This is a genomic window from Bacteroides oleiciplenus YIT 12058, assembly GCF_000315485.1.
Classification (GTDB): domain Bacteria; phylum Bacteroidota; class Bacteroidia; order Bacteroidales; family Bacteroidaceae; genus Bacteroides; species Bacteroides oleiciplenus.
This window is the reverse complement of the sequence record NZ_JH992941.1, coordinates 237,170-255,351: the sequence shown is the minus strand read 5'-3', so window position 1 is coordinate 255,351 and position 18,182 is coordinate 237,170. Positions and strand designations below refer to the sequence as shown.

Annotated in this window: 17 protein-coding genes; 7 read left to right on the top strand and 10 right to left on the bottom strand. The window is 46.3% G+C overall.

Going from position 1 to position 18,182, the window contains the following annotated elements; genetic code table 11:
• The first annotated feature begins 329 nt into the window (after window positions 1-329).
• From HMPREF9447_RS09245 to HMPREF9447_RS09235, 3 genes are all read left to right on the top strand, one after another.
• Complete coding sequence (locus HMPREF9447_RS09245; protein WP_009129450.1) at window positions 330-2,009, top strand: beta-N-acetylhexosaminidase; 1,680 nt, start codon at window positions 330-332, stop codon at window positions 2,007-2,009.
• A gap of 72 nt (window positions 2,010-2,081) precedes the next feature.
• Window positions 2,082-2,726 carry a hypothetical protein gene (locus tag HMPREF9447_RS09240; RefSeq protein WP_009129449.1) on the top strand — a complete coding sequence of 215 codons (645 nt, stop codon included), beginning with the start codon at window positions 2,082-2,084 and terminating at the stop codon, window positions 2,724-2,726.
• Window positions 2,727-2,731: 5 nt separating this feature from the next.
• Entirely contained in the window at window positions 2,732-3,181 is a 450-nt protein-coding gene (locus HMPREF9447_RS09235; protein WP_009129448.1) for a hypothetical protein, read from the top strand.
• A 68-nt stretch (window positions 3,182-3,249) separates the two neighbouring features.
• Here HMPREF9447_RS09235 and HMPREF9447_RS09230 read toward each other — a convergent pair whose 3' ends face one another.
• The 4 genes from HMPREF9447_RS09230 to proC all read right to left on the bottom strand — a co-directional run bounded on the left by HMPREF9447_RS09230 (window position 3,250) and on the right by proC (window position 6,628).
• Window positions 3,250-3,447 (bottom strand): DUF2007-related protein, encoded by a 198-nt coding sequence (locus HMPREF9447_RS09230; RefSeq protein WP_009129447.1) that lies wholly within the window; start codon window positions 3,445-3,447, stop codon window positions 3,250-3,252.
• 138 nt (window positions 3,448-3,585) lie between these two features.
• A complete protein-coding gene (locus HMPREF9447_RS09225) occupies window positions 3,586-5,241 on the bottom strand; it encodes an AMP-binding protein (RefSeq protein ID WP_009129446.1) in 1,656 nt (551 codons plus the stop codon).
• Between the two features lie 2 nt (window positions 5,242-5,243).
• Window positions 5,244-5,798 (bottom strand): helix-turn-helix domain-containing protein, encoded by a 555-nt coding sequence (locus HMPREF9447_RS09220; RefSeq protein WP_009129445.1) that lies wholly within the window; start codon window positions 5,796-5,798, stop codon window positions 5,244-5,246.
• Window positions 5,799-5,854: 56 nt separating this feature from the next.
• On the bottom strand, window positions 5,855-6,628 hold the full coding sequence (gene proC, locus HMPREF9447_RS09215) for a pyrroline-5-carboxylate reductase (RefSeq protein WP_009129444.1): 774 nt from the start codon (window positions 6,626-6,628) through the stop codon (window positions 5,855-5,857).
• Between the two features lie 164 nt (window positions 6,629-6,792).
• On the opposite strand from proC, the gene HMPREF9447_RS09210 reads away from it, so the two are divergent.
• Both HMPREF9447_RS09210 and HMPREF9447_RS09205 read left to right on the top strand, forming a co-directional pair.
• Window positions 6,793-7,032, top strand: a complete 240-nt coding sequence (locus HMPREF9447_RS09210; protein ID WP_009129443.1) for a hypothetical protein — start codon at window positions 6,793-6,795, stop codon at window positions 7,030-7,032.
• Window positions 7,033-7,055: 23 nt separating this feature from the next.
• Entirely contained in the window at window positions 7,056-7,556 is a 501-nt protein-coding gene (locus tag HMPREF9447_RS09205; RefSeq protein ID WP_222861263.1) for a zeta toxin family protein, read from the top strand.
• A gap of 69 nt (window positions 7,557-7,625) precedes the next feature.
• Here the strand turns inward: HMPREF9447_RS09205 and HMPREF9447_RS09200 are convergent, their stop codons facing one another.
• From HMPREF9447_RS09200 to argR, 6 genes are read right to left on the bottom strand one after another with little or no spacing between them, the layout of a single operon-like run.
• Window positions 7,626-8,747, bottom strand: a complete 1,122-nt coding sequence (locus HMPREF9447_RS09200) for an aspartate aminotransferase family protein (RefSeq protein ID WP_009129441.1) — start codon at window positions 8,745-8,747, stop codon at window positions 7,626-7,628.
• 33 nt (window positions 8,748-8,780) lie between these two features.
• Window positions 8,781-9,749: an N-acetyl-gamma-glutamyl-phosphate reductase gene (argC, locus tag HMPREF9447_RS09195; protein ID WP_009129440.1), complete on the bottom strand. Its 969-nt coding sequence runs from the start codon at window positions 9,747-9,749 to the stop codon at window positions 8,781-8,783.
• 10 nt (window positions 9,750-9,759) lie between these two features.
• Window positions 9,760-9,975, bottom strand: coding sequence for a PspC domain-containing protein (locus HMPREF9447_RS09190; protein WP_009129439.1), 216 nt, complete (start codon window positions 9,973-9,975; stop codon window positions 9,760-9,762).
• Window positions 9,976-9,980: 5 nt separating this feature from the next.
• Window positions 9,981-11,186, bottom strand: a complete 1,206-nt coding sequence (locus tag HMPREF9447_RS09185; protein WP_009129438.1) for an argininosuccinate synthase — start codon at window positions 11,184-11,186, stop codon at window positions 9,981-9,983.
• An 11-nt stretch (window positions 11,187-11,197) separates the two neighbouring features.
• Entirely contained in the window at window positions 11,198-11,755 is a 558-nt protein-coding gene (locus HMPREF9447_RS09180; protein ID WP_009129437.1) for a GNAT family N-acetyltransferase, read from the bottom strand.
• Window positions 11,756-11,787: 32 nt separating this feature from the next.
• Window positions 11,788-12,261 (bottom strand): arginine repressor, encoded by a 474-nt coding sequence (gene argR / locus HMPREF9447_RS09175; protein WP_009129436.1) that lies wholly within the window; start codon window positions 12,259-12,261, stop codon window positions 11,788-11,790.
• A gap of 540 nt (window positions 12,262-12,801) precedes the next feature.
• Between argR and HMPREF9447_RS09170 the strand changes: the two genes are divergently transcribed.
• Both HMPREF9447_RS09170 and HMPREF9447_RS09165 read left to right on the top strand, forming a co-directional pair.
• Window positions 12,802-15,324 carry a glycoside hydrolase family 88 protein gene (locus HMPREF9447_RS09170; protein ID WP_009129435.1) on the top strand — a complete coding sequence of 841 codons (2,523 nt, stop codon included), beginning with the start codon at window positions 12,802-12,804 and terminating at the stop codon, window positions 15,322-15,324.
• A gap of 29 nt (window positions 15,325-15,353) precedes the next feature.
• A complete protein-coding gene (locus tag HMPREF9447_RS09165; RefSeq protein WP_085938316.1) occupies window positions 15,354-18,131 on the top strand; it encodes an alpha-L-rhamnosidase in 2,778 nt (925 codons plus the stop codon).
• The last annotated feature ends 51 nt before the right edge of the window (window positions 18,132-18,182 follow it).

Genomic DNA, 18,182 nt, shown 5'->3' with positions numbered 1-18,182 from the left:
AATGCGAGGTGTAGAACGTAGATAAACTTGCATTTGCCCTATTCTTTTTGTTGATTTGCTTAAAGGAAAATGCCCGGATGCCCGATTCAAAACTTCGTTTTCCAATTGCGGGCTGTCTGTTTTCCAACTGCGGGCTGCCGGGCCTCCATATGGAAACTATCGGGCCTGCAATTGGAGGACGAAGATTTGTCGGCACTAAAATGGGAAAATGCATCAGGCAAAAGCATGTTTTGCCTTGGGTATTACTTCATTTTCTCCTTTATTCCGGGCGAATGATTAAGCAGCTTTCTGTAAAAGCCTTATATTTGCAGTATAAATCATCATCATCTATGTATTTAAAGAAAATTATGGCTGCAACCCTTGCCCTTACTGCGCTTGCCGGGCAGGCACAGGAGAAACCTTTCAACATCATTCCCGAACCGGTGGAAACTACCGTGACCGGACAGGGAGAGTTTCAAATCCAACGTAATACGACGATTCGTGTGTCGGAGCCTGCATTGGCATCCTCGGCTACGTATCTGGCGGATTATATGGACCGTTATCTCGGCATACCGCTGCAAACGGAAATTCCCAAGACGGGTAAATCCCGGAGGAAAGGGAATCCTGCGGTAGAAACAATCACTCTGAAACCTGGTGAACCAGCTTGTATCGTTCTAATTAATCGGAAGAACGGAGAGGTTTCCGGTGGCTATCAGTTGGAGATTATTCCGGCGGAGGGCATACGCATTGAAGGAAATGACGAAGCAGGCGTTTTCTACGGTGTGCAGACACTGATACAATTACTGCCTACCCGTGCCGGGGTGTTGCCTATCCTTCCGGCTGTGAAGGTGAACGACTATCCCCGCTTTGCCTATCGGGGCATGCATCTCGATGTAGTGCGCCATTTCTTTCCGGTATCATTCATTAAGAAGTATATCGATTATCTTGCACTGCATAAACTCAACTACTTCCACTGGCATCTGACGGACGACCAAGCCTGGCGTGTTGAAATGAAATGCCGTCCGGAACTGACAGAGAAAGGTTCCGTCCGCGAAGGGGAAATCTTCGGACTTTATCCGGGAAAATACCAACCGTTGCCTTATGGCGGATATTATACCCATGAAGATGTGCGCGAGATAGTGCGCTATGCTGCCGAACGTTATATCACGGTGATACCCGAAATAGATATTCCCGGTCATTGCATGGCAGTGCTTGCTACCTATCCGCAATTCAGTACTACGCCGAATGAGCCAAAGAAGGCGGCACTGACGTGGGGTATCTTCAATAAATTCAATAACGTGCTGGCACCTAAACCGGAAGTTTTCGACTTCCTAAAAGATGTGTTTTCCGAATTGTGTGACTTATTCCCTGGTCAATACATCCATGTGGGCGGTGACGAATGTGCCAAACGCTGGTGGCAGGAGTCCGAAGAAACGCAGCAATTCATGCGTGAACATGGACTGAAAGATGAGAAGGCATTGCAAAGTTACTTCGTTCATTATGTGCAAGATGTGGTGAACGGTAAAGGAAAGACGCTTATCGGTTGGGATGAAATCCTTGAAGGAGGTATTTCGGAAGATTGCATCGTGATGAACTGGCGCCGTCCGGAATTTGGAAAGAAGGCGTTGAAGACGAACCATCGTACCATATTTACCTGCTCTGCCTGGTCGTACTTCAATCTGAAAGAAAGCCGTACCCAAGCGGAAATCGGTCCGCGTGGTCCGTTGCCTCTGGAGAAAGTATATGGTTTTCAGATTGTGCCCGATTCGCTGACTGCGCAACAACAGAAACTTGTCTGGGGAGCACAGGGATGCTTGTGGACTGAATACATCCCTACTACCTGGAAAGCGGAGTTTGCCGTTTTCCCACGTATGTCGGCACTGGCAGAAAATGTCTGGTCGCCTTTGGAGAAGAAGAACTGGGAAAACTTTGCTCGTAAAGTAGAGACGCAGTGTGAGCGTTATGAACTTTGGGGCGCGCGCTATTCCGAAGCATTCTTCCGTACGCAGGATGTGGAACGAAAAAGATAACAGAAAAAGCTGTCGGTGTGCAGTACTTTTCATTTTTTTGCATTTAATAGAAAAAACGCTATACAAATCATTATGAAGTACTTGCTTTGTTTCCTTGTAGGGGTATTGTTAACTACCTCTCTGTACGCCCAAAGTGCAGGTGATAAAAGGTCCTCTTTTTCAGTTCATGCCGGACCGTCATGGTATTTGGGACAATTGATGGGAATCACCGACAGATCGGATGCCTATCGCAGTGATTTACGAAAAGGAGTGGCTTGGGATGTCAGCTATCTGGCACAAGTTGCCGGTCGGAAGTTGAAGTTCGGGGTGGGAGCTCTGTATCAGGGAAGTTCCTATAAGAATACGCACGAAGCCGGGTCAGATAAGATTCTGATGCACTACATGGCTCCGCAGGTATCCTTGACGATGGTGAAGAAGCACTATCAGCTTCAGTTAGCAGGTGGAATAGGCTATCAGTTCTATAAGGATAAGAGTAAGGTGTATGGCAAGCCGCGGGACGTTTCGATGGATAAACTTGCCGGTAATCTGGCCCTTTCGGGTGAGTATTTCCTGACGAGCCACTGGGGAGCTTCGGCTCGCCTGAATTGGCTGGCATCCAGCACGGAAACTTACTCGGTGAAGTATCACGATGAGAAGTGGAATGTGGAAAATCCGAAAACCGGTACCGGTTATTTCGGTCAGTTATCTTTAGTCTTCGGTTTAAATTATCATTTTTGAACACTATGAAAAAGTTATTATTTCTGTTCCTGCTGGTTCTTTGTTGTGCCTGCGAGGAAGATAAGTCGGTGGACCCGACACTGATGCCCGAAGCTACGACATCGGGGCAAAACACGTTAGGTTGTTTGATAGACGGCTGGGTACATACTTCCGGGCGATTTGGAAAGCCGTATGTCAGTACTTACGATGAGGAAGGTAACCATTATGTTACGATTGGTGCGGACGCCGGTGTTTTCAGTTCTTTGCATTTTACGCTTGTGAATCCACGGCAGGGAGCTGTCTGTACTTATATCAATGCCAGTTTTGATGGTGTAAAACTGGAAGATGGCGAGGCCTATATCACCCGTATGAACGGAACGATTATCAGTGGAACGTTCAGTGGCGGGAATGTAACAGAGGGACGCTTTGATATAAGATATAGTGAAGAGTCCGAAGGAGGAGAAGTAATCTATTAATAAAAAACTGCCCGTTCGGAATTCTCTTCCGGCGGGCAGTCCTTTTTCACTTCGTCTTCTCTTTAGTCTTATGAAACCTTTCGGTTACTGATAACCCGTACAGCAGCGGTGTACTGTTGACAGGGAACAGACACATGAATGCCGTTGCCTTTGTCTTCAGTTGAAGCGTTGATGTAAGCTGACTTTAACAGCTGCTTCACACTTTCCACTTCCCAGGGACTACCTGCGAAAACGTTAATCTGAGAAATCTTTCTACTTGTAATCATGTGCTTAAAACTTATTAGTTGTACTTTCCGGTCGCAAATGTAAGCGCTTTGCTCGAAAAGCAATAGCTCTAATCGGTCAAAAAGTAACATAAAAAGTGCAAACGATGTAGAAGTAGCTTATTCTGCGTTATTTCTCCTTTACTTTGTGTCGTTCTCCCGGATTTCCACGCGGCGGATTTTTCCGCTGATGGTTTTCGGCAGTTCGTCCACGAATTCGATAACGCGCGGATACTTGTAGGGAGCAGTCACTTTCTTCACGTGGTTCTGCAACTCTTTAATGAGTTCTTCGCCTTCTTTGCCTTTATATTCCTTAGCCAGCACGATGGTGGCTTTCACTACCTGACCACGTATATCATCGGGCACACCGGTAATGGCACATTCTATTACGGCGGGGTGAGTCATCAGAGCACTTTCCACTTCGAACGGGCCGATGCGGTAACCGGAGCTTTTGATTACATCGTCGGCGCGACCTACGAACCAAAGGTAACCGTCTTCATCTTTCCAGGCGACGTCTCCGGTGTAATAGATACCATTGTTCCAGGCTTCGCGTGTACGTTCCGCGTCACGATAATACTCCTTGAATAATCCCAGTGGTTTGCCTTTGTCCGTACGGATTACGATTTGTCCCTGTTCACCGGCTTCTACCGAGCGGCCGTCGTTGTCTATCAGGTCTACATCATATTGTGGATTGGGCAATCCCATGCTTCCCGGTTTCGGCTCCATCCAAGGCATGGTGGCGATGGTCAGGGTGGTTTCTGTTTGTCCGAAGCCTTCCATCAGTTTGATGCCTGTCAGTTTCTTGAAGGTTTCAAATACGGCAGGGTTCAGAGCCTCTCCGGCAATGGTGCAGTATTTCAGTGAAGAGAGGTTGTACTTCGTCAAGTCTTCGTGGATGAGGAAACGGAAGATGGTGGGAGGTGCACAGAGGGAAGTCACATGATAATCCTGTATTTTCTCCAGAATGGCGGCAGGAGTGAACTTCTCATGGTCATATACAAAGATGTTGGCTCCGGCAATCCATTGTCCGTAGAGTTTTCCCCATACAGCTTTCCCCCAGCCTGTATCGGCGATGGTGAGGTGTAAACTGTCTTCTGTCAGGTTGTGCCAGAAACTACCGGTAACGATGTGTCCCAGCGGATAGGTGAAGTCGTGGGCAACCATTTTCGGCTGACCGGTGGTTCCGCTGGTGAAGTACATCAGTGAGATGTCTTCATTCGTATTCGGGTGTTCCGGTTTTACGAAAGGTGCGGCGTTCTCGATGCCTTTATGAAAGTCGTCGAAACCTTCGGCCACTTCGGGACCTACGCTGACGAGCTTCTTCACGCTGGGAGAATCCGGCATTGCGGCGGTGATGTGGTCGGTGATGACCGATTCGCCTGCACAGACAATCATTTTGATGTCCGCAGCATTGCAACGATATACGATGTCTTTCTTTGTCAGCAGGTGTGTAGCGGGAATGACGACTGCGCCGAGTTTGTGCAACGCTATGATGCTGAACCAGAACTCAAAACGGCGTTTCAATACCAACATCACCATGTCGCCATGTCCGATGCCGAGGCTTTGAAAATAAGAAGCCGTCTTATCGGTATAGTACTTCATATCGGCGAATGTGTATTGTCGGAATTCTCCTTTGTCATTGGTCCATAACAAAGCGCGTTTGTCGGGCTGTTCCTCAGCCCAGGCGTCTACTACGTCGTAGCCGAAGTTGAAGTTCTCCGGTACGTTTATTTTCAGGTTTTTGATAAAGTCCTCTTGTGAAGTGAAAGAGGTTTGCGATAAAAATCTTTCTACCATGATTACATTATTATTGCCAGGAATCGTACCGTCTTTCCATCCAGCGCTTTCATGCCATGTGGCAGCTTGGAGTTGAAGTAAAGGCTGTCCCCTTCGTTTAGTATAAGTTCTTTGCCGTCGATGTTGACCATCATGCGCCCTTCCAGTACGAGGCTGAATTCTTGTCCGGCGTGGCTGTTATAGTGTATCGGCTCATCGTCCGGTTTGGGCTCAACGGTTACGATGAACGGATCTACGCTGCGGTTTATGAAACCTGCGGCGAGCGACTGGTACTTGTAGGCTTTGGTACGTTCGATGCTGGTTCCTTTTCCGGCACGGGTCAGGAAGTAACTGCTCATTTTGGGTTCTTCGCCAAACATCAGTGCGTCCAGTGACACGCCGTATCTGCGCGCAATCTTTTGCAGCATGCTTACGGAGATATCAAAATCTCCCGTTTCGGCAAGGCGGTAGTCGTAAGGAGAGATATCGCATTCGCGGGCGATGTCCTCGGCTGTCAGTTCAAGTACATCACGGAGTCCGCGAAGACGTTCTGCTATTTGCTTAATTTGTTCGTCCATGTGGTTGTTATTTAATGAATTAATTATGAGTCCTTAATCTGGTGTGATGGTCTGCATCACACGCTTTTCTTTATGGCGTTGATGATGGTTGAGGTGTAGCCTCCATGTTCCAGCTCGTTGATGCCTTTGATGGTGATGCCGCCGGGGGTGCATACTTTGTCAATTTCTACGCTGGGGTGCGTGTCGTTGTTCAGTATCAGTTCGGCTGCTCCTTTCATGGTTTGTGCCACCATGCGCATGCCATCTTGGGGATAGATACCCATTTCGATGCCGGCTTGCATGGCTGCCTGGATGTATTTCAATACATAAGCGATGCCACATGACGTCATGGAAGTGGCGGCTGAGAACTTTTCTTCGGGGATGAGCAAGGCAAGGCCCATCTGGTTGAAGATGTCCAGCATCAGTTGTTCCTGCTCTTTGCTGGCGTTGCGGCTGGCGATGAGTGTCATGCTCTCCATTTCGCTGATGGCAGTGTTGGGGATGATGCGGAACATGGTCATTTCCTTTTCGGCAACGTTCTGTGCCAATTCTTCGAAAGAGATGCCGGCGGCAACGGATATAAGTATTTGCTTACTTTTCAACTTCAGCTCGCGCAGCACGGGCTTGATGAGCCAGGGCTTCACGGCGAGTATGATAAATTCGGCGCCGGTGACGGCTTCCTGATTGTCATGAGTAGTCTGCAAAGCGGGGAATTCTGCTTTCAGTGCATCCAACTTTCCTTGCGAGGGATTAGAAACTATAATATCCGAGGCGGGGATAATGCTTCCCTTTGCCAATCCACGGGCGATAGAGCCACCCATATTTCCTGCTCCGATGATTGCTGTTTTCATATCATTCTGTTATTAAAAGGGTTGACGATGGGCAAAGGTAGATATTTTTTAGTCGATATATGAAACAGTTCGAACGTTTTTTCTTTGTTCTTATGCAAAAAGAAAGCCTAAATTGTTTAGTATAGAAGATAATACCTATATTTGTTCGACTAAAAAATAGAGCTATGCCTGAAAGAGAAATGAATTCCTATCGTTTGACGAGTATGGAGGAGCCCACTGATGAAATGTTATCCCAGCTTATGAAAGAAGTGGCTGAAGAAGCGAAGTCTAAATCGGAAGAGGCCCATAAAAACTTCTTTAATGAAATCCGGACCGCTGTCCGGGCACAACGTAGGGTTGCTGTCCGCAAGCAACAACGAATGGAACAGTTGAGAAAAAGTAAAACGGATATTGGAGATGAATGATTGGTGTCATAAACCGGTGCTTATTGTTTTACATCAATCCGGATATTGTGGCACAGGAGCGTTTTGGTGATTGGAACTCCAAGGAGGCAGTTATGCAAGCAATAAAATATTGTGAAGACTTGAGGGAGCAATGTTTGAGAGAACGTAAAAGCTTGATATTTGAAACCGTCTTGTCTGTTCAAGATAAGGTTGATTATATTAGCAAAGCGATTGAGATGGGTTTCTTTGTTCGGCTATTTTTTGTTTGCACAGAGTCCCCCACAATCAATGCTGCCCGCATTGCAAATCGGGTTATGGAAGGTGGACATGATGTACCAATCACTAAAATAATTTCTCGCTATCAGAAATCTCTCCTTAATTGCTATGTTGTTGCAAAAATGGTAGATAGAGCGTATATTTATGATAATTCAATAGATGATGTTGATGCGAGGCTCTTGTTTCGTTTGACCGAAGGGAACTTAGCAAAGCAGTATGTGGATGATATTCCTGAGTGGGCGCAATTGATTTGTGAGGATACGTTATAAAAGAAAAAAGCAACCACTTGTTTTTTCATTCCAAAGTGGTTGCTTTTTTATTGCTGATTATCTCAAATATCAAAGTACTTTCTTGAAGCGCTCGAGGAACTCCTTCGCTTCCTCCATGCTGAGGCAGAGAGGCGGCAACAGACGGATGACATTGGTTCCGCTCACACCGGTAAATACATGCTGTTCTTTCAATAGTTTCAAACGTAATTCCTTGATCGGCTCTTCAAATTCAAGGCCAATCATCAGGCCGCGTCCGCGAACTTCCTTGATTTGCGGGAACTTTTTCAGTTCCGTCATCAGGTAGTCACCTACCTTGGCGGTATTCTCTATCAGGTTCTCTTGTTCTATCACATCCAGTACGGCGAGTGCTGCGCTACATGCCAGGTGGTTGCCACCGAAAGTAGTGCCAAGCTGTCCGTAAACAGGAGTGAACATCGGACTGATTAGTGCGCCTGCCATCGGGAAACCGTTGCCGATGCCTTTGGCTACGGTGATGATGTCAGCTTTGATGCCGTTATGTTGATGAGCAAAGAACTTACCGCTACGTCCGTAGCCACTTTGTATTTCATCAAGAACCAGCACTGTATTATGTTCCGTACAGGCTTCACGCAGGGCATGCATAAATTCATCCGTCGGCAATTGGATACCACCTACACCTTGAATACCTTCGATGATTACTGCACAGACATCCCCCTTAGCCAGTTCGGCTTTCATGGCTTCTATATCATTCAGAGGCAGATACGTTACGTGTCCGCAATCGTTGATAGGAGCGATGATTTTGGGGTTATTGGTTACTTCTACTGCCAGTGAAGTACGTCCGTGGAAAGCTTTGTTGAAAGAAACCACTCGCGTACGTCCGTTATAGAATGAAGCCAACTTCAAAGCGTTTTCGTTAGCTTCGGCACCACTGTTGATAAGGAATAAGGAGTAGTCATCATAACCACATGCTTTTCCCAAACGTTCGGCAACTTCTTGTTGTAGCTTGTTGATGACTGAGTTGGAATAGAATCCCAACGTAGCAACTTGTTTGCTTATCATCTCCACATAATGCGGGTGTGCATGTCCGATGGAAATAACTGCATGACCGCCATAAAGGTCGAGATACTCCGTACCGTTTTCGTCCCATACGTGGCAGCCTTTCCCTTTGACGATGTTGATGTCAAAAAGAGGATATACGTCGAATAAGTTCATGTCTTTAATTCTAAATTACAAAATACGAATTACTTAGAAAGCACTTGGCTTCAATCGTAAGCCGACAGTTTCTTCTAAATTGAACATCAGGTTCATGTTATGTACCGCCTGTCCGCTGGCACCTTTCAGCAGGTTGTCGATGCAGGAGATGATGAGCAACTTATCACCGTGCTTCTCCAGATGTAGAAGACACTTGTTGGTGTTCACCACTTGTTTCAGGTCAATGTTCTTATCTACGATATGTACAAAGGAATCTTTCGCATAATATTCTTCGTACATACGGGTGATTTCGTCCAGCGCAACCTTGGTCTTTACTACAATGGTAGTGAAGATGCCACGAGGAAAATCTCCACGGTAAGGAATAAAGTCTATCTCTGAATCAAAACTGTTCTGCAACTGTTTGAGCGATTGCTTGATTTCGGGTACATGTTGATGGTCGAAAGCTTTGTAAACGCTCATGTTGTTGTTGCGCCAACTGAAATGGCTCGTTGCACCCGGTTTTACGCCTGCACCGGTGCTGCCGGTAATGGCGTTTACCATGATGTCATCGTTCAGCATCAGATGCTTGGCGAGAGGCAATAATCCCAGTTGGATGCAAGTGGCAAAGCAGCCGGGATTGGCCACATATTTCGCTTTACAGGTGGCGCGGCGATTTAGTTCCGGCAGGCCGTAGATGAATTCATGCTCTGGAGAGGCAATGCGATAATCCATAGAAAGGTCGATAACTTTCAATTCTTCAGGGAGATTATGGCTTTCCATAAATTTCTTCGTATCGCCGTGGGCAGTACAGAAGAATAATACATCAATTTCATTCAAAGGTAACTCGTCGGTGAAGACAAGGTCCGTTTCGCCGTACAATCCTTCATGTACGTCGGTAATTTTGTTTCCGGCGTTACTTGAGCTGTTGATGAATACGATTTCCGCTTCCGGATGGTTAATCAGCAAGCGTATCAATTCACCTGCCGTATATCCTGCTCCGCCGATGATTCCTACTTTAATCATTGTATGTTCTTTATCTGTTATATAAGTTTTTCTCTTCAGGGACAATCAACCACATAATAAGGTATACAGGGATACCGGCAAATACGGTGAAAAATGTCAGCAGTGCATAACCGATGCGTACGAGAGACGGGTCGAGCCCGAAGTAATTTGCCAGTCCTCCGCAAACGCCGGCAAGCATTCTGTCGCTGCGTGAGCGGGTAAGTTTCCTATTGTTATTATTGTCCATAAGATTTAAATCTCTTCATCCTTATGATTGTTATAGTACACTCTCAGCGGGGTAGAAGTCACTTTGATAAAGCCTTTTGCATCTTCTGCTGTCCAGCCTTTCTGCATTTCTCCGTATTCGCCGAACTTGGTCTTTACCAAATCGTCCTTACTTTCTACACCTACGGTTGAGAAACCTAACGGGCGGAGTTCCAGGATAGCCGTACCGTTCACGTTGCGTTGTGAAGATTCCAGCATGGCTTCGATGTCACGCATCACCGGTTCCAGATACTGGCTTTCGTGCAGGAACATACCGTACCAGTTGGCAACCTGGTCTTTCCAGTATTGCTGCCATTTGCTCAATGTATATTTTTCCAAGAACTTGTGTGCACCGATAATCAGCATTGGAGCAGCAGCCTCGAAACCTACGCGTCCTTTGATGCCGATAATCGTATCACCTACGTGCATATCGCGACCGATACCATAAGCAGCACCGATTTCTTCCACTTTCTGGATAGCCTTGATGGGGTCGTCGAAGGTCTCATCATTTACGGCTTTCAGTTCGCCTTTCTCAAAAGTGAGACGCAATTGTTCGCTACCTTCTTTGGTGCAGTGTTTCAGATAAGCTGTTTCGGGTAGACCTTGTGCAGAGTCCAGAATTTCACCGCCACAGATAGAAGTACCCCACAGACCTACGTTATAAGAATATTTCAGTTTGGTGAAGTCGGCTGAGAAACCGTGTTTGTTCAGGTAGTCTATTTCTTCCTGGCGGCTCAAAGCCATGTCGCGGGTCAGCGTGATGATTTCTACGCCGGGAGCCAATACAAGGAACGTCATGTCGAAACGAATCTGGTCGTTGCCTGCGCCGGTAGAACCGTGAGCGATGGCATCCGCACCGATTTCGTTGGCATAGCGGGCGATGGCAAGCGCCTGGAAGATACGTTCGGAACTTACGGAAACAGGGTAGGTACCATTACGCAGTACGTTGCCGAATACCATGTATTTCAGGCTCTTCTCGTAATATTCCTGTGTTACGTCGATGGTAACATATTCTTTTGCACCCAGTTTGTAGGCGTTTTCTTCGTTTGTTTTCAGTTGTTCGGGGCTGAAACCGCCGGTATTGGCACAAGCTGCATATACTTCGTATCCTTTTTCTTTGGCAAGGTACATTACCGTAAATGAGGTATCAAGACCGCCGCTGAATGCGACTACTACTTTTTTCTTCTTTTCCATATCCTTGTATTTTAAATTTTATCTTCTTCATGTAAGTCCGGGTCATAGAGCATTGCAGTGCAGATGCAGAACTTACGGTTCTTGGCTACTAATATATCATGGTTGATACATCCTTCGCAACCTTTCCAGAAAGATTCGTCGTCAGTCAGTTCATTGAAGGTGACGGGGACATATCCCAGTTCCGTATTCATTTTCATGACAGCAGCTCCACTGGTGAGACTGAATACTTTGGCGTTAGGCCATCGCAGGCGTGCCAGACGGAAAGAGGCCATTTTGATTCGCTTAGCCAGTCCTATGCCGCGAAAGTCGGGATGCACAATCAAACCGGAAGTGGCGACGTATTGCTTGTTTCCCCAGCTCTCGATGTAGCTGAATCCTGCAAATACATCTCCGCACAAGGCGATGATTGCTTTTCCTTCTTTCATTTTTGTCGCCACATATTCGTGTGTGCGTTCTGCGATGCCCGTTCCACGTACTTTGGCCGCTTCTCTGATGGTATCCAAAATCTTATCCACATAAATTTCGTGAGAGGCGTCAGCCACCATCACATCCACTTTTTTGGTATCCATTTCTTTATGTTCAGTTCTGATTATATATGTTGTTAGTGTAAATTAGGGATGATTTGTGACAAGAAGTCGCGTACTTCACTGTGCGAAGCGGCTTCGTGCACTACCAGCATAATGGTGTCATCTCCGGCGATGGTGCCCAAAATAGCGGGACATTCGCGGTTGTCAATGTCGTAAGCCATACTACTGGCATAGCCTGGTCGGGTACGGATAACGGCGATATTACCTGAAAAATGCAGGGAAACGAATCCGCTATTCATCAGCATTTCGCTGGCACTTTGGTCGTTGGTTCGTTTGTACATGATGTTGTTGGGCAATACATATACGTATTTCCCGTTCATATTCGCCGCTTTGGCAACTTTCAGTTGTTTCAAGTCGCGGGAGAGAGTGGCTTGTGTCAATTCAAAGCCTTCCTTACCTAAAGCTTGCAGCAGTTCTTCCTGTGAACTGACGTCCTTGCTTGAGATAATCATCTTGATAGCGTCTAACCGATTGGCTTTTTTCTTCATCTTTTTGTATAATTATTCTTAGAACGGTGCAAAAGTAGGGATTATTTTGGAAAGAATATGCAAAAATGGGAGGCTTTTTATACTTTTTATACTATGAATGCTGCATTTTATGCATAAAACGAGAAATCCTGTCTAAAATATATTCATAACCTATAGGCATTCTTTATTTTGCTGCATGCCTATCAAGATATATTTTGTTAGGCAATGTTTTTGCGTTCCACTATAGTTATCCTTGCGTTCCACTATAGTTATCCGCAAGGGACACTATAGTTACCCTTGCGTTCCACTATAGTGGAACGAATAAAAAGTAGGCAATGAAGAAGGTCTTATTAGGCAATGAAAGAAGTTGGAATGGCATCCTGACGGAGAAACTTAGTTAAGCATTGGTTGTAACTTTCTTGAAACGACAAAAGCAATAAGAAAACTATCAAAATATAGAGAAGGGATTTCGGAGGAAACCCCTATTTTTGTGCCGTACAGATTGTGACATATTCTGTTTCTATAATTAATCTATGTGAATCTATAAACTATTAAAGGCACATGAAAAAACTCTTTTGGTTTTCTATTTTCCTTCTTTGGGGTTTGGTTGCTTCTCTCACGGCAGAAGCAAAGGTGACACTTCCTGCTATTTTCTCAGATAACATGGTGTTACAGCAAAATACACAGGTAAACGTGTGGGGTAAAGCCGCACCAGGAGAACGCGTAACGGTTAAGGCATCTTGGATGGATAAGGTGGTTACGGCAAAGGCGGCTGCCAATGGTAAATGGTTGGTGAAATTGAAAACGCCGGAGGCAACGACTAACCAGTCTATTACGGTGAGTGGTGAGAATACGATTACTATTAATAATGTATTAATAGGTGAAGTATGGCTTTGCACCGGACAGAGTAATATGGAATTTCCCGTGTCGCGCAACCCCGATGTGAAGTGGAAAACCGGAATGCTGAATGAAGCAGAGGAAATGAAGGATGCTGATTATCCCGAAATTCGTTTGTTTCATGTAGAGCATCAGTTGGCACCTGAAGGTGAAATGGATGAATGTGAAGGGCAGTGGCTGGTTTGCAATCCGAAGAACCTATCTGACTTTTCGGCCGTGGGCTTTGTTTTCGGGCGTAAACTGCATAAGGAACTGAAGATGCCTGTGGGGCTGATTCAATCGACCTGGGGCGGGACACATGCGGAGTCGTGGACAAAACTGGAGGTGATGAAGAAGAATCCGCTTTATGCAGATGTACTGAAGGATTTTGCTTCGAAAGATGCAAAGCAAAAGAATAAGATACCTGCAACTTTATGGAATGGTATGATACATCCTATTCTGGGTTATACCATAAAAGGCAATATCTGGTATCAGGGAGAATCGAACGCCATTCGTGCCGATAAATACCAGCAGGTCTTTACTAATATGATAAATAGCTGGCGCAAGGAGTGGAAGCAACCGGATATGCCGTTCTACTTTGTGCAGATAGCTCCGCAGTATGGACAGCCGGCAACGATTCGTGAAGCGCAACTCAAGACGTGGCAAAGCGGGTTGAAGAACGTAGGTATGGCGGTAATTACTGATGCAGGCGACTCGCTCGATATCCATCCGCGCAATAAAACCGTGACAGGCGAACGCCTGGCAGCATGGGCACTGGCGAAGCAATATGATAGGGATGTGGCTTATTCCGGTCCGTTATTCAAGGCTATGAAGGTGGAAGGTAATAAAGCTGTACTGAGCTTCGACTATGTTGAGGACGGGTTGATGACACCGGATAATGAACCGGTGAAAGGAGTTATTATTGCCGGTGCCGACCGTCGTTTCTATCCGGCTACGGCTGTGATAAAAGGCAATACATTGGAAGTTTCAGCTCCGCAGGTTGCCGATCCTGTGGCTGTACGCTATGCATATTGCAATTTCTTCCGTGTGAATCTTTATAATAAGGCTGGTTTCCCTGCTACTCCTTTCCGTACGGACGCATGGGAGCCGGATTCCTATGCGCGCTGGTTTGCCGATTCGGAAATGGTGCGATTCCCCAAGGCTTATCAGTTGGATCATGGCAAGCGCCTTTTCTTCGGCTATGCGCAGGGAGTGGGCTGCTGTGCAATGCTGCAAATGTGGAAGAAAACGGGGGAACGCCGCTACTTCGACTATGTGGAGCAATGGGCGGACTCGCTGATTAACGATAAAGGGGAAATCCACTTGTATCATGTGGAGACTTATAATCTGGATTATATAAACTCCGGCAAAGTCTTGTTCGACTTGTATCGTGAGACGGGTAAGGAGAAATATAAAACAGCGATGGATGCTCTTATTAAGCAACTCAAAAATCATCCTCGCACATTGGAAGGTGCCTATTGGCATAAACTGATTTATCAGCATCAGATATGGCTGGATGGCCTGTATATGGCTTCACCTTTTATGGCGCAATATGGTGCGGAGTTCAATAAACCCGAATGGATTGATGAAGCAGTGAAACAATTCACACTTTGCCAGAAGCATACGTATGATGCCAAAACAGGACTTTATCATCATGCCTGGGATGAAAGCAAGAGCCAACGTTGGGCAAATCCGGAAACCGGGCACTCTCCTAACTTCTGGGGACGTAGCATCGGTTGGTGGCTCATGGCGATGGTGGATGTGCTGGATTTTATCCCGGAAAATCACGAAGGACGCGCCCGGATAATAGGTTGGATACAGGGGCTGGCGGAAGTGTTGCCGAAGTATCAGGATAAGAATGGTTTGTGGTATCAGGTGCTCGACCAGCCTACGCGGAAAGGGAATTTCCCGGAAGCCTCAGTGACTACGCAATTTATGAATGCATATGCAAAAGCGGTGAATAAGGGATATATTGATGAGAAGTATCGTGCCGTAGCCGAGAAAGCTTTCAACGGGTTGAAGAATAAACTGATGGTAGAACGTCAGGACGGTACGTTGACGCTGACACGTTGTTGCCAGGTAGGCGGTTTGGGCGGACACCCGTATCGCGACGGCAGCTTTGAATATTATATAGGTGAGAAGATGAGGGATAACGACGCGAAGGCGACGGGACCGTTTATTATGGGGTGTCTTGAACTGGGAAAGTAATTTAAATGAAGAATGATACAATATTTGTCATGAAAAAGAATTTATTGGTAATGCTTTTTGCTTCTTTTTGTGCCGGTACTCTTTCCGCACAAAGTGTTTCGTGGCCCGAAGTAACTACTGAGGCTAAACCGGCCGCCCGTTGGTGGTGGATGGGGAGTGCGGTGGATGCTGCGAATCTGACTCATAATCTGGAAGCGTATTCGAAAGCCGGAATGGGGACGATGGAGATTACTCCTATCTATGGAGTGCAGGGAAATGATGCGAATGATATCCAGTTTCTCTCCCCGCAGTGGATGCAGATGTTGCGCCATACAGAAAGCGAGGCTGCACGTCTGGGCATGAAAATAGATATGAATACAGGCACTGGATGGCCTTTTGGTGGTCCGGAAGTGAGTATAAAAGATGCTGCTTGCAAGTTGTTGATTGAAGAATACACATTGAAAGGCGGCGAACGCCTGAAAACAAAAATAGAAGTCACGGACGAAAAACAGCGTCCTTATGCGAAACTGTGCCGACTGATGGCTTTCAATGGGGAGCGTTGCTATGATCTGACTTCAAAGATTACAGATGGAAAACTAAACTGGAAGGCTCCCAAAGGAGAGTGGCGACTGATTGCTGCCTTTGTCGGAAAAACATTTCAGAAAGTGAAGCGTTCTGCCCCCGGTGGAGAAGGGTATGTGATGAATCATTTCTCAGCAAACGCTGTCTCTAACTATCTGGGCCGTTTTGAACGCGCTTTTGCCGGACAGATGGCTGATGGTTCTGCCGGAATTCCTACCGGATATCCCCATAATTTCTTTAATGATTCTTACGAAGTATATGGTGCCGACTGGACGGACGACTTATTAGAGCAATTCGCTCGTCGCCGCGGCTACAAATTAGAAGAATATTTTCCTGAGTTCCTTTCACAAGAACGTACGGAGACTACTCGCCGTCTCATTTCCGATTACCGGGAAACTCTTGCCGAATTGCTTCAGGAGAACTTCACCCGCCAATGGACGGATTGGGCTCATAAACATGGTTCGCGTACCCGCAACCAGGCTCATGGCTCTCCTGGTAATCTGATAGATCTTTATGCAACGGTTGACGTACCGGAATGCGAAGGCTTTGGATTATCCGATTTCGGTATCCGTGGATTGCGTAAAGATTCCTTGACGCGTCCCAATGATTCGGATCTTTCCATGTTGAAGTATGCTTCTTCGGCAGCGCACATAGCCGGGAAACCTTTCACTACTTCGGAAACCTTTACATGGTTGACGGAGCATTTCCGCACTTCGCTTTCGCAATGCAAGCCTGATATAGACTTGATGTTCATTTCGGGCGTAAACCATACCTATTTCCACGGTACTACTTATTCTCCTGTTGAGGCTGCATGGCCGGGATGGAAGTTCTATGCTTCCATTGATATGAGCCCTACGAACAATATCTGGCGGGATGCACCTGCGTTCTTCGATTATATCACCCGTTGCCAGAGTTTTCTGCAAATGGGGCAACCGGACAACGATTTTTTGGTATATCTGCCTGTGTATGACATGTGGGATGAACAGGATGGGCGTTTGTTACTGTTTGACATCCATAAGATGGCACAACGTGCGCCGCGTTTTATCGAAGCGGTGCACCGCATCTATGGTGCAGGCTATGATATGGATTACATCTCTGATAATTTCATTCGTAACGCTATGTGCCAGAATGGCAAGATTTTGACTTCCGGTGGTGTTTCCTATAAAGCTCTGGTAGTTCCCGGTGCCCGCCTGATGCCTGCTGATGTGTTGGAAAAATTGCTTCGTCTGGCGGATGAAGGTGCTATGATTGTTTTTCTGGAACAATATCCGGAAGATGTGCCGGGACTTACTTCTTTGTCCGGACGCCGTGCGGAGTTTAATAAAGCTCTTGCACAAATAAAGGAGCGTGAAGGAAAAGGAAATGTGATTTTCGGGACAGACTATGCTCGCACACTGGCTGCTACTGCCGCTGTGCCTGAAGACATGAAAACAACTTTCGGCTTAAGCAGTATTCGTCGTTCACATTCTGAAGGACATCATTATTTCATTTCCGCTCTGAAAGCGGAAGATACTGAAGGTTGGGTTTCATTGGCAGTGCAGGCACGTTCTGCGATGCTTTATAATCCAATGAATGGTACATCAGGCAAAGCGCGTTTGCGTCAGAATAATGATAAGACAGAAGTGTTCCTGCAACTGGCATCCGGTGAATCTGTGATATTGAAGACATTCGATAATCAGGATGTCGTTGCGCCGGAATATGGATATTGGAAACCTGCAACAGAGGAGAGTCCGCTTTCCGTTACTATTGAAGGTCAGTGGGCTTTCCGCTTTGTTGAATCCACTCCGGCAGTAGGTGCCACTCCGGATAGTGTATCTCTTGGCTCTTGGACGGAACTTGCCGCCGAAGGTGTGAAGAATACAATGGGTGCCGCTTGCTACACCACTACGTTTACTGTGAAGAACCCTGCTGAAGCTGAAGAGTGGATGTTGGATCTCGGCGATGTTCGTGAAAGTGCCCGTGTCCGTATCAACGGTCAGGAGGTGGTTACGCTTTTTGCTGTGCCTTATCGTTGCCTGATAGGTGAGTATCTTCGTGCAGGATCGAATACCCTTGAAGTGGAAGTCACCAATCTGCCTGCTAATCGTATTGCTGATATGGATCGTAATAATGTTCCTTGGCGTATCTATAAAGATGCCAATATTGTGAATATCCATTATAAAAAAGATAATTATGGAAAGTGGGAGCCTGTTCCAAGTGGTTTGCTGGGCCCTGTGAGTCTTATTCCAATGGAAGCTTTAAAGTGAAAATCCTCGTACAGAAATGAGCCAACTATTGCTACTGATTAAAAATAACAT

Excerpts from the sequence above, each read along its gene's own strand:
- argR (WP_009129436.1), bottom strand. The coding sequence starts at position 12,261 with ATGAAGAAAAAAGCCAATCGGTTAGACGCTATCAAGATGATTATCTCA.
- HMPREF9447_RS09180 (WP_009129437.1), bottom strand. The coding sequence starts at position 11,755 with ATGGATACCAAAAAAGTGGATGTGATGGTGGCTGACGCCTCTCACGAA.
- HMPREF9447_RS09185 (WP_009129438.1), bottom strand. The coding sequence starts at position 11,186 with ATGGAAAAGAAGAAAAAAGTAGTAGTCGCATTCAGCGGCGGTCTTGAT.
- HMPREF9447_RS09165 (WP_085938316.1), top strand. The coding sequence starts at position 15,354 with ATGAAAAAGAATTTATTGGTAATGCTTTTTGCTTCTTTTTGTGCCGGT.
- HMPREF9447_RS09210 (WP_009129443.1), top strand. The coding sequence starts at position 6,793 with ATGCCTGAAAGAGAAATGAATTCCTATCGTTTGACGAGTATGGAGGAG.
- HMPREF9447_RS09190 (WP_009129439.1), bottom strand. The coding sequence starts at position 9,975 with ATGGACAATAATAACAATAGGAAACTTACCCGCTCACGCAGCGACAGA.
- HMPREF9447_RS09230 (WP_009129447.1), bottom strand. The coding sequence starts at position 3,447 with ATGATTACAAGTAGAAAGATTTCTCAGATTAACGTTTTCGCAGGTAGT.
- HMPREF9447_RS09235 (WP_009129448.1), top strand. The coding sequence starts at position 2,732 with ATGAAAAAGTTATTATTTCTGTTCCTGCTGGTTCTTTGTTGTGCCTGC.
- HMPREF9447_RS09225 (WP_009129446.1), bottom strand. The coding sequence starts at position 5,241 with ATGGTAGAAAGATTTTTATCGCAAACCTCTTTCACTTCACAAGAGGAC.
- HMPREF9447_RS09170 (WP_009129435.1), top strand. The coding sequence starts at position 12,802 with ATGAAAAAACTCTTTTGGTTTTCTATTTTCCTTCTTTGGGGTTTGGTT.
- argC (WP_009129440.1), bottom strand. The coding sequence starts at position 9,749 with ATGATTAAAGTAGGAATCATCGGCGGAGCAGGATATACGGCAGGTGAA.
- HMPREF9447_RS09220 (WP_009129445.1), bottom strand. The coding sequence starts at position 5,798 with ATGGACGAACAAATTAAGCAAATAGCAGAACGTCTTCGCGGACTCCGT.
- HMPREF9447_RS09240 (WP_009129449.1), top strand. The coding sequence starts at position 2,082 with ATGAAGTACTTGCTTTGTTTCCTTGTAGGGGTATTGTTAACTACCTCT.
- proC (WP_009129444.1), bottom strand. The coding sequence starts at position 6,628 with ATGAAAACAGCAATCATCGGAGCAGGAAATATGGGTGGCTCTATCGCC.
- HMPREF9447_RS09245 (WP_009129450.1), top strand. The coding sequence starts at position 330 with ATGTATTTAAAGAAAATTATGGCTGCAACCCTTGCCCTTACTGCGCTT.
- HMPREF9447_RS09200 (WP_009129441.1), bottom strand. The coding sequence starts at position 8,747 with ATGAACTTATTCGACGTATATCCTCTTTTTGACATCAACATCGTCAAA.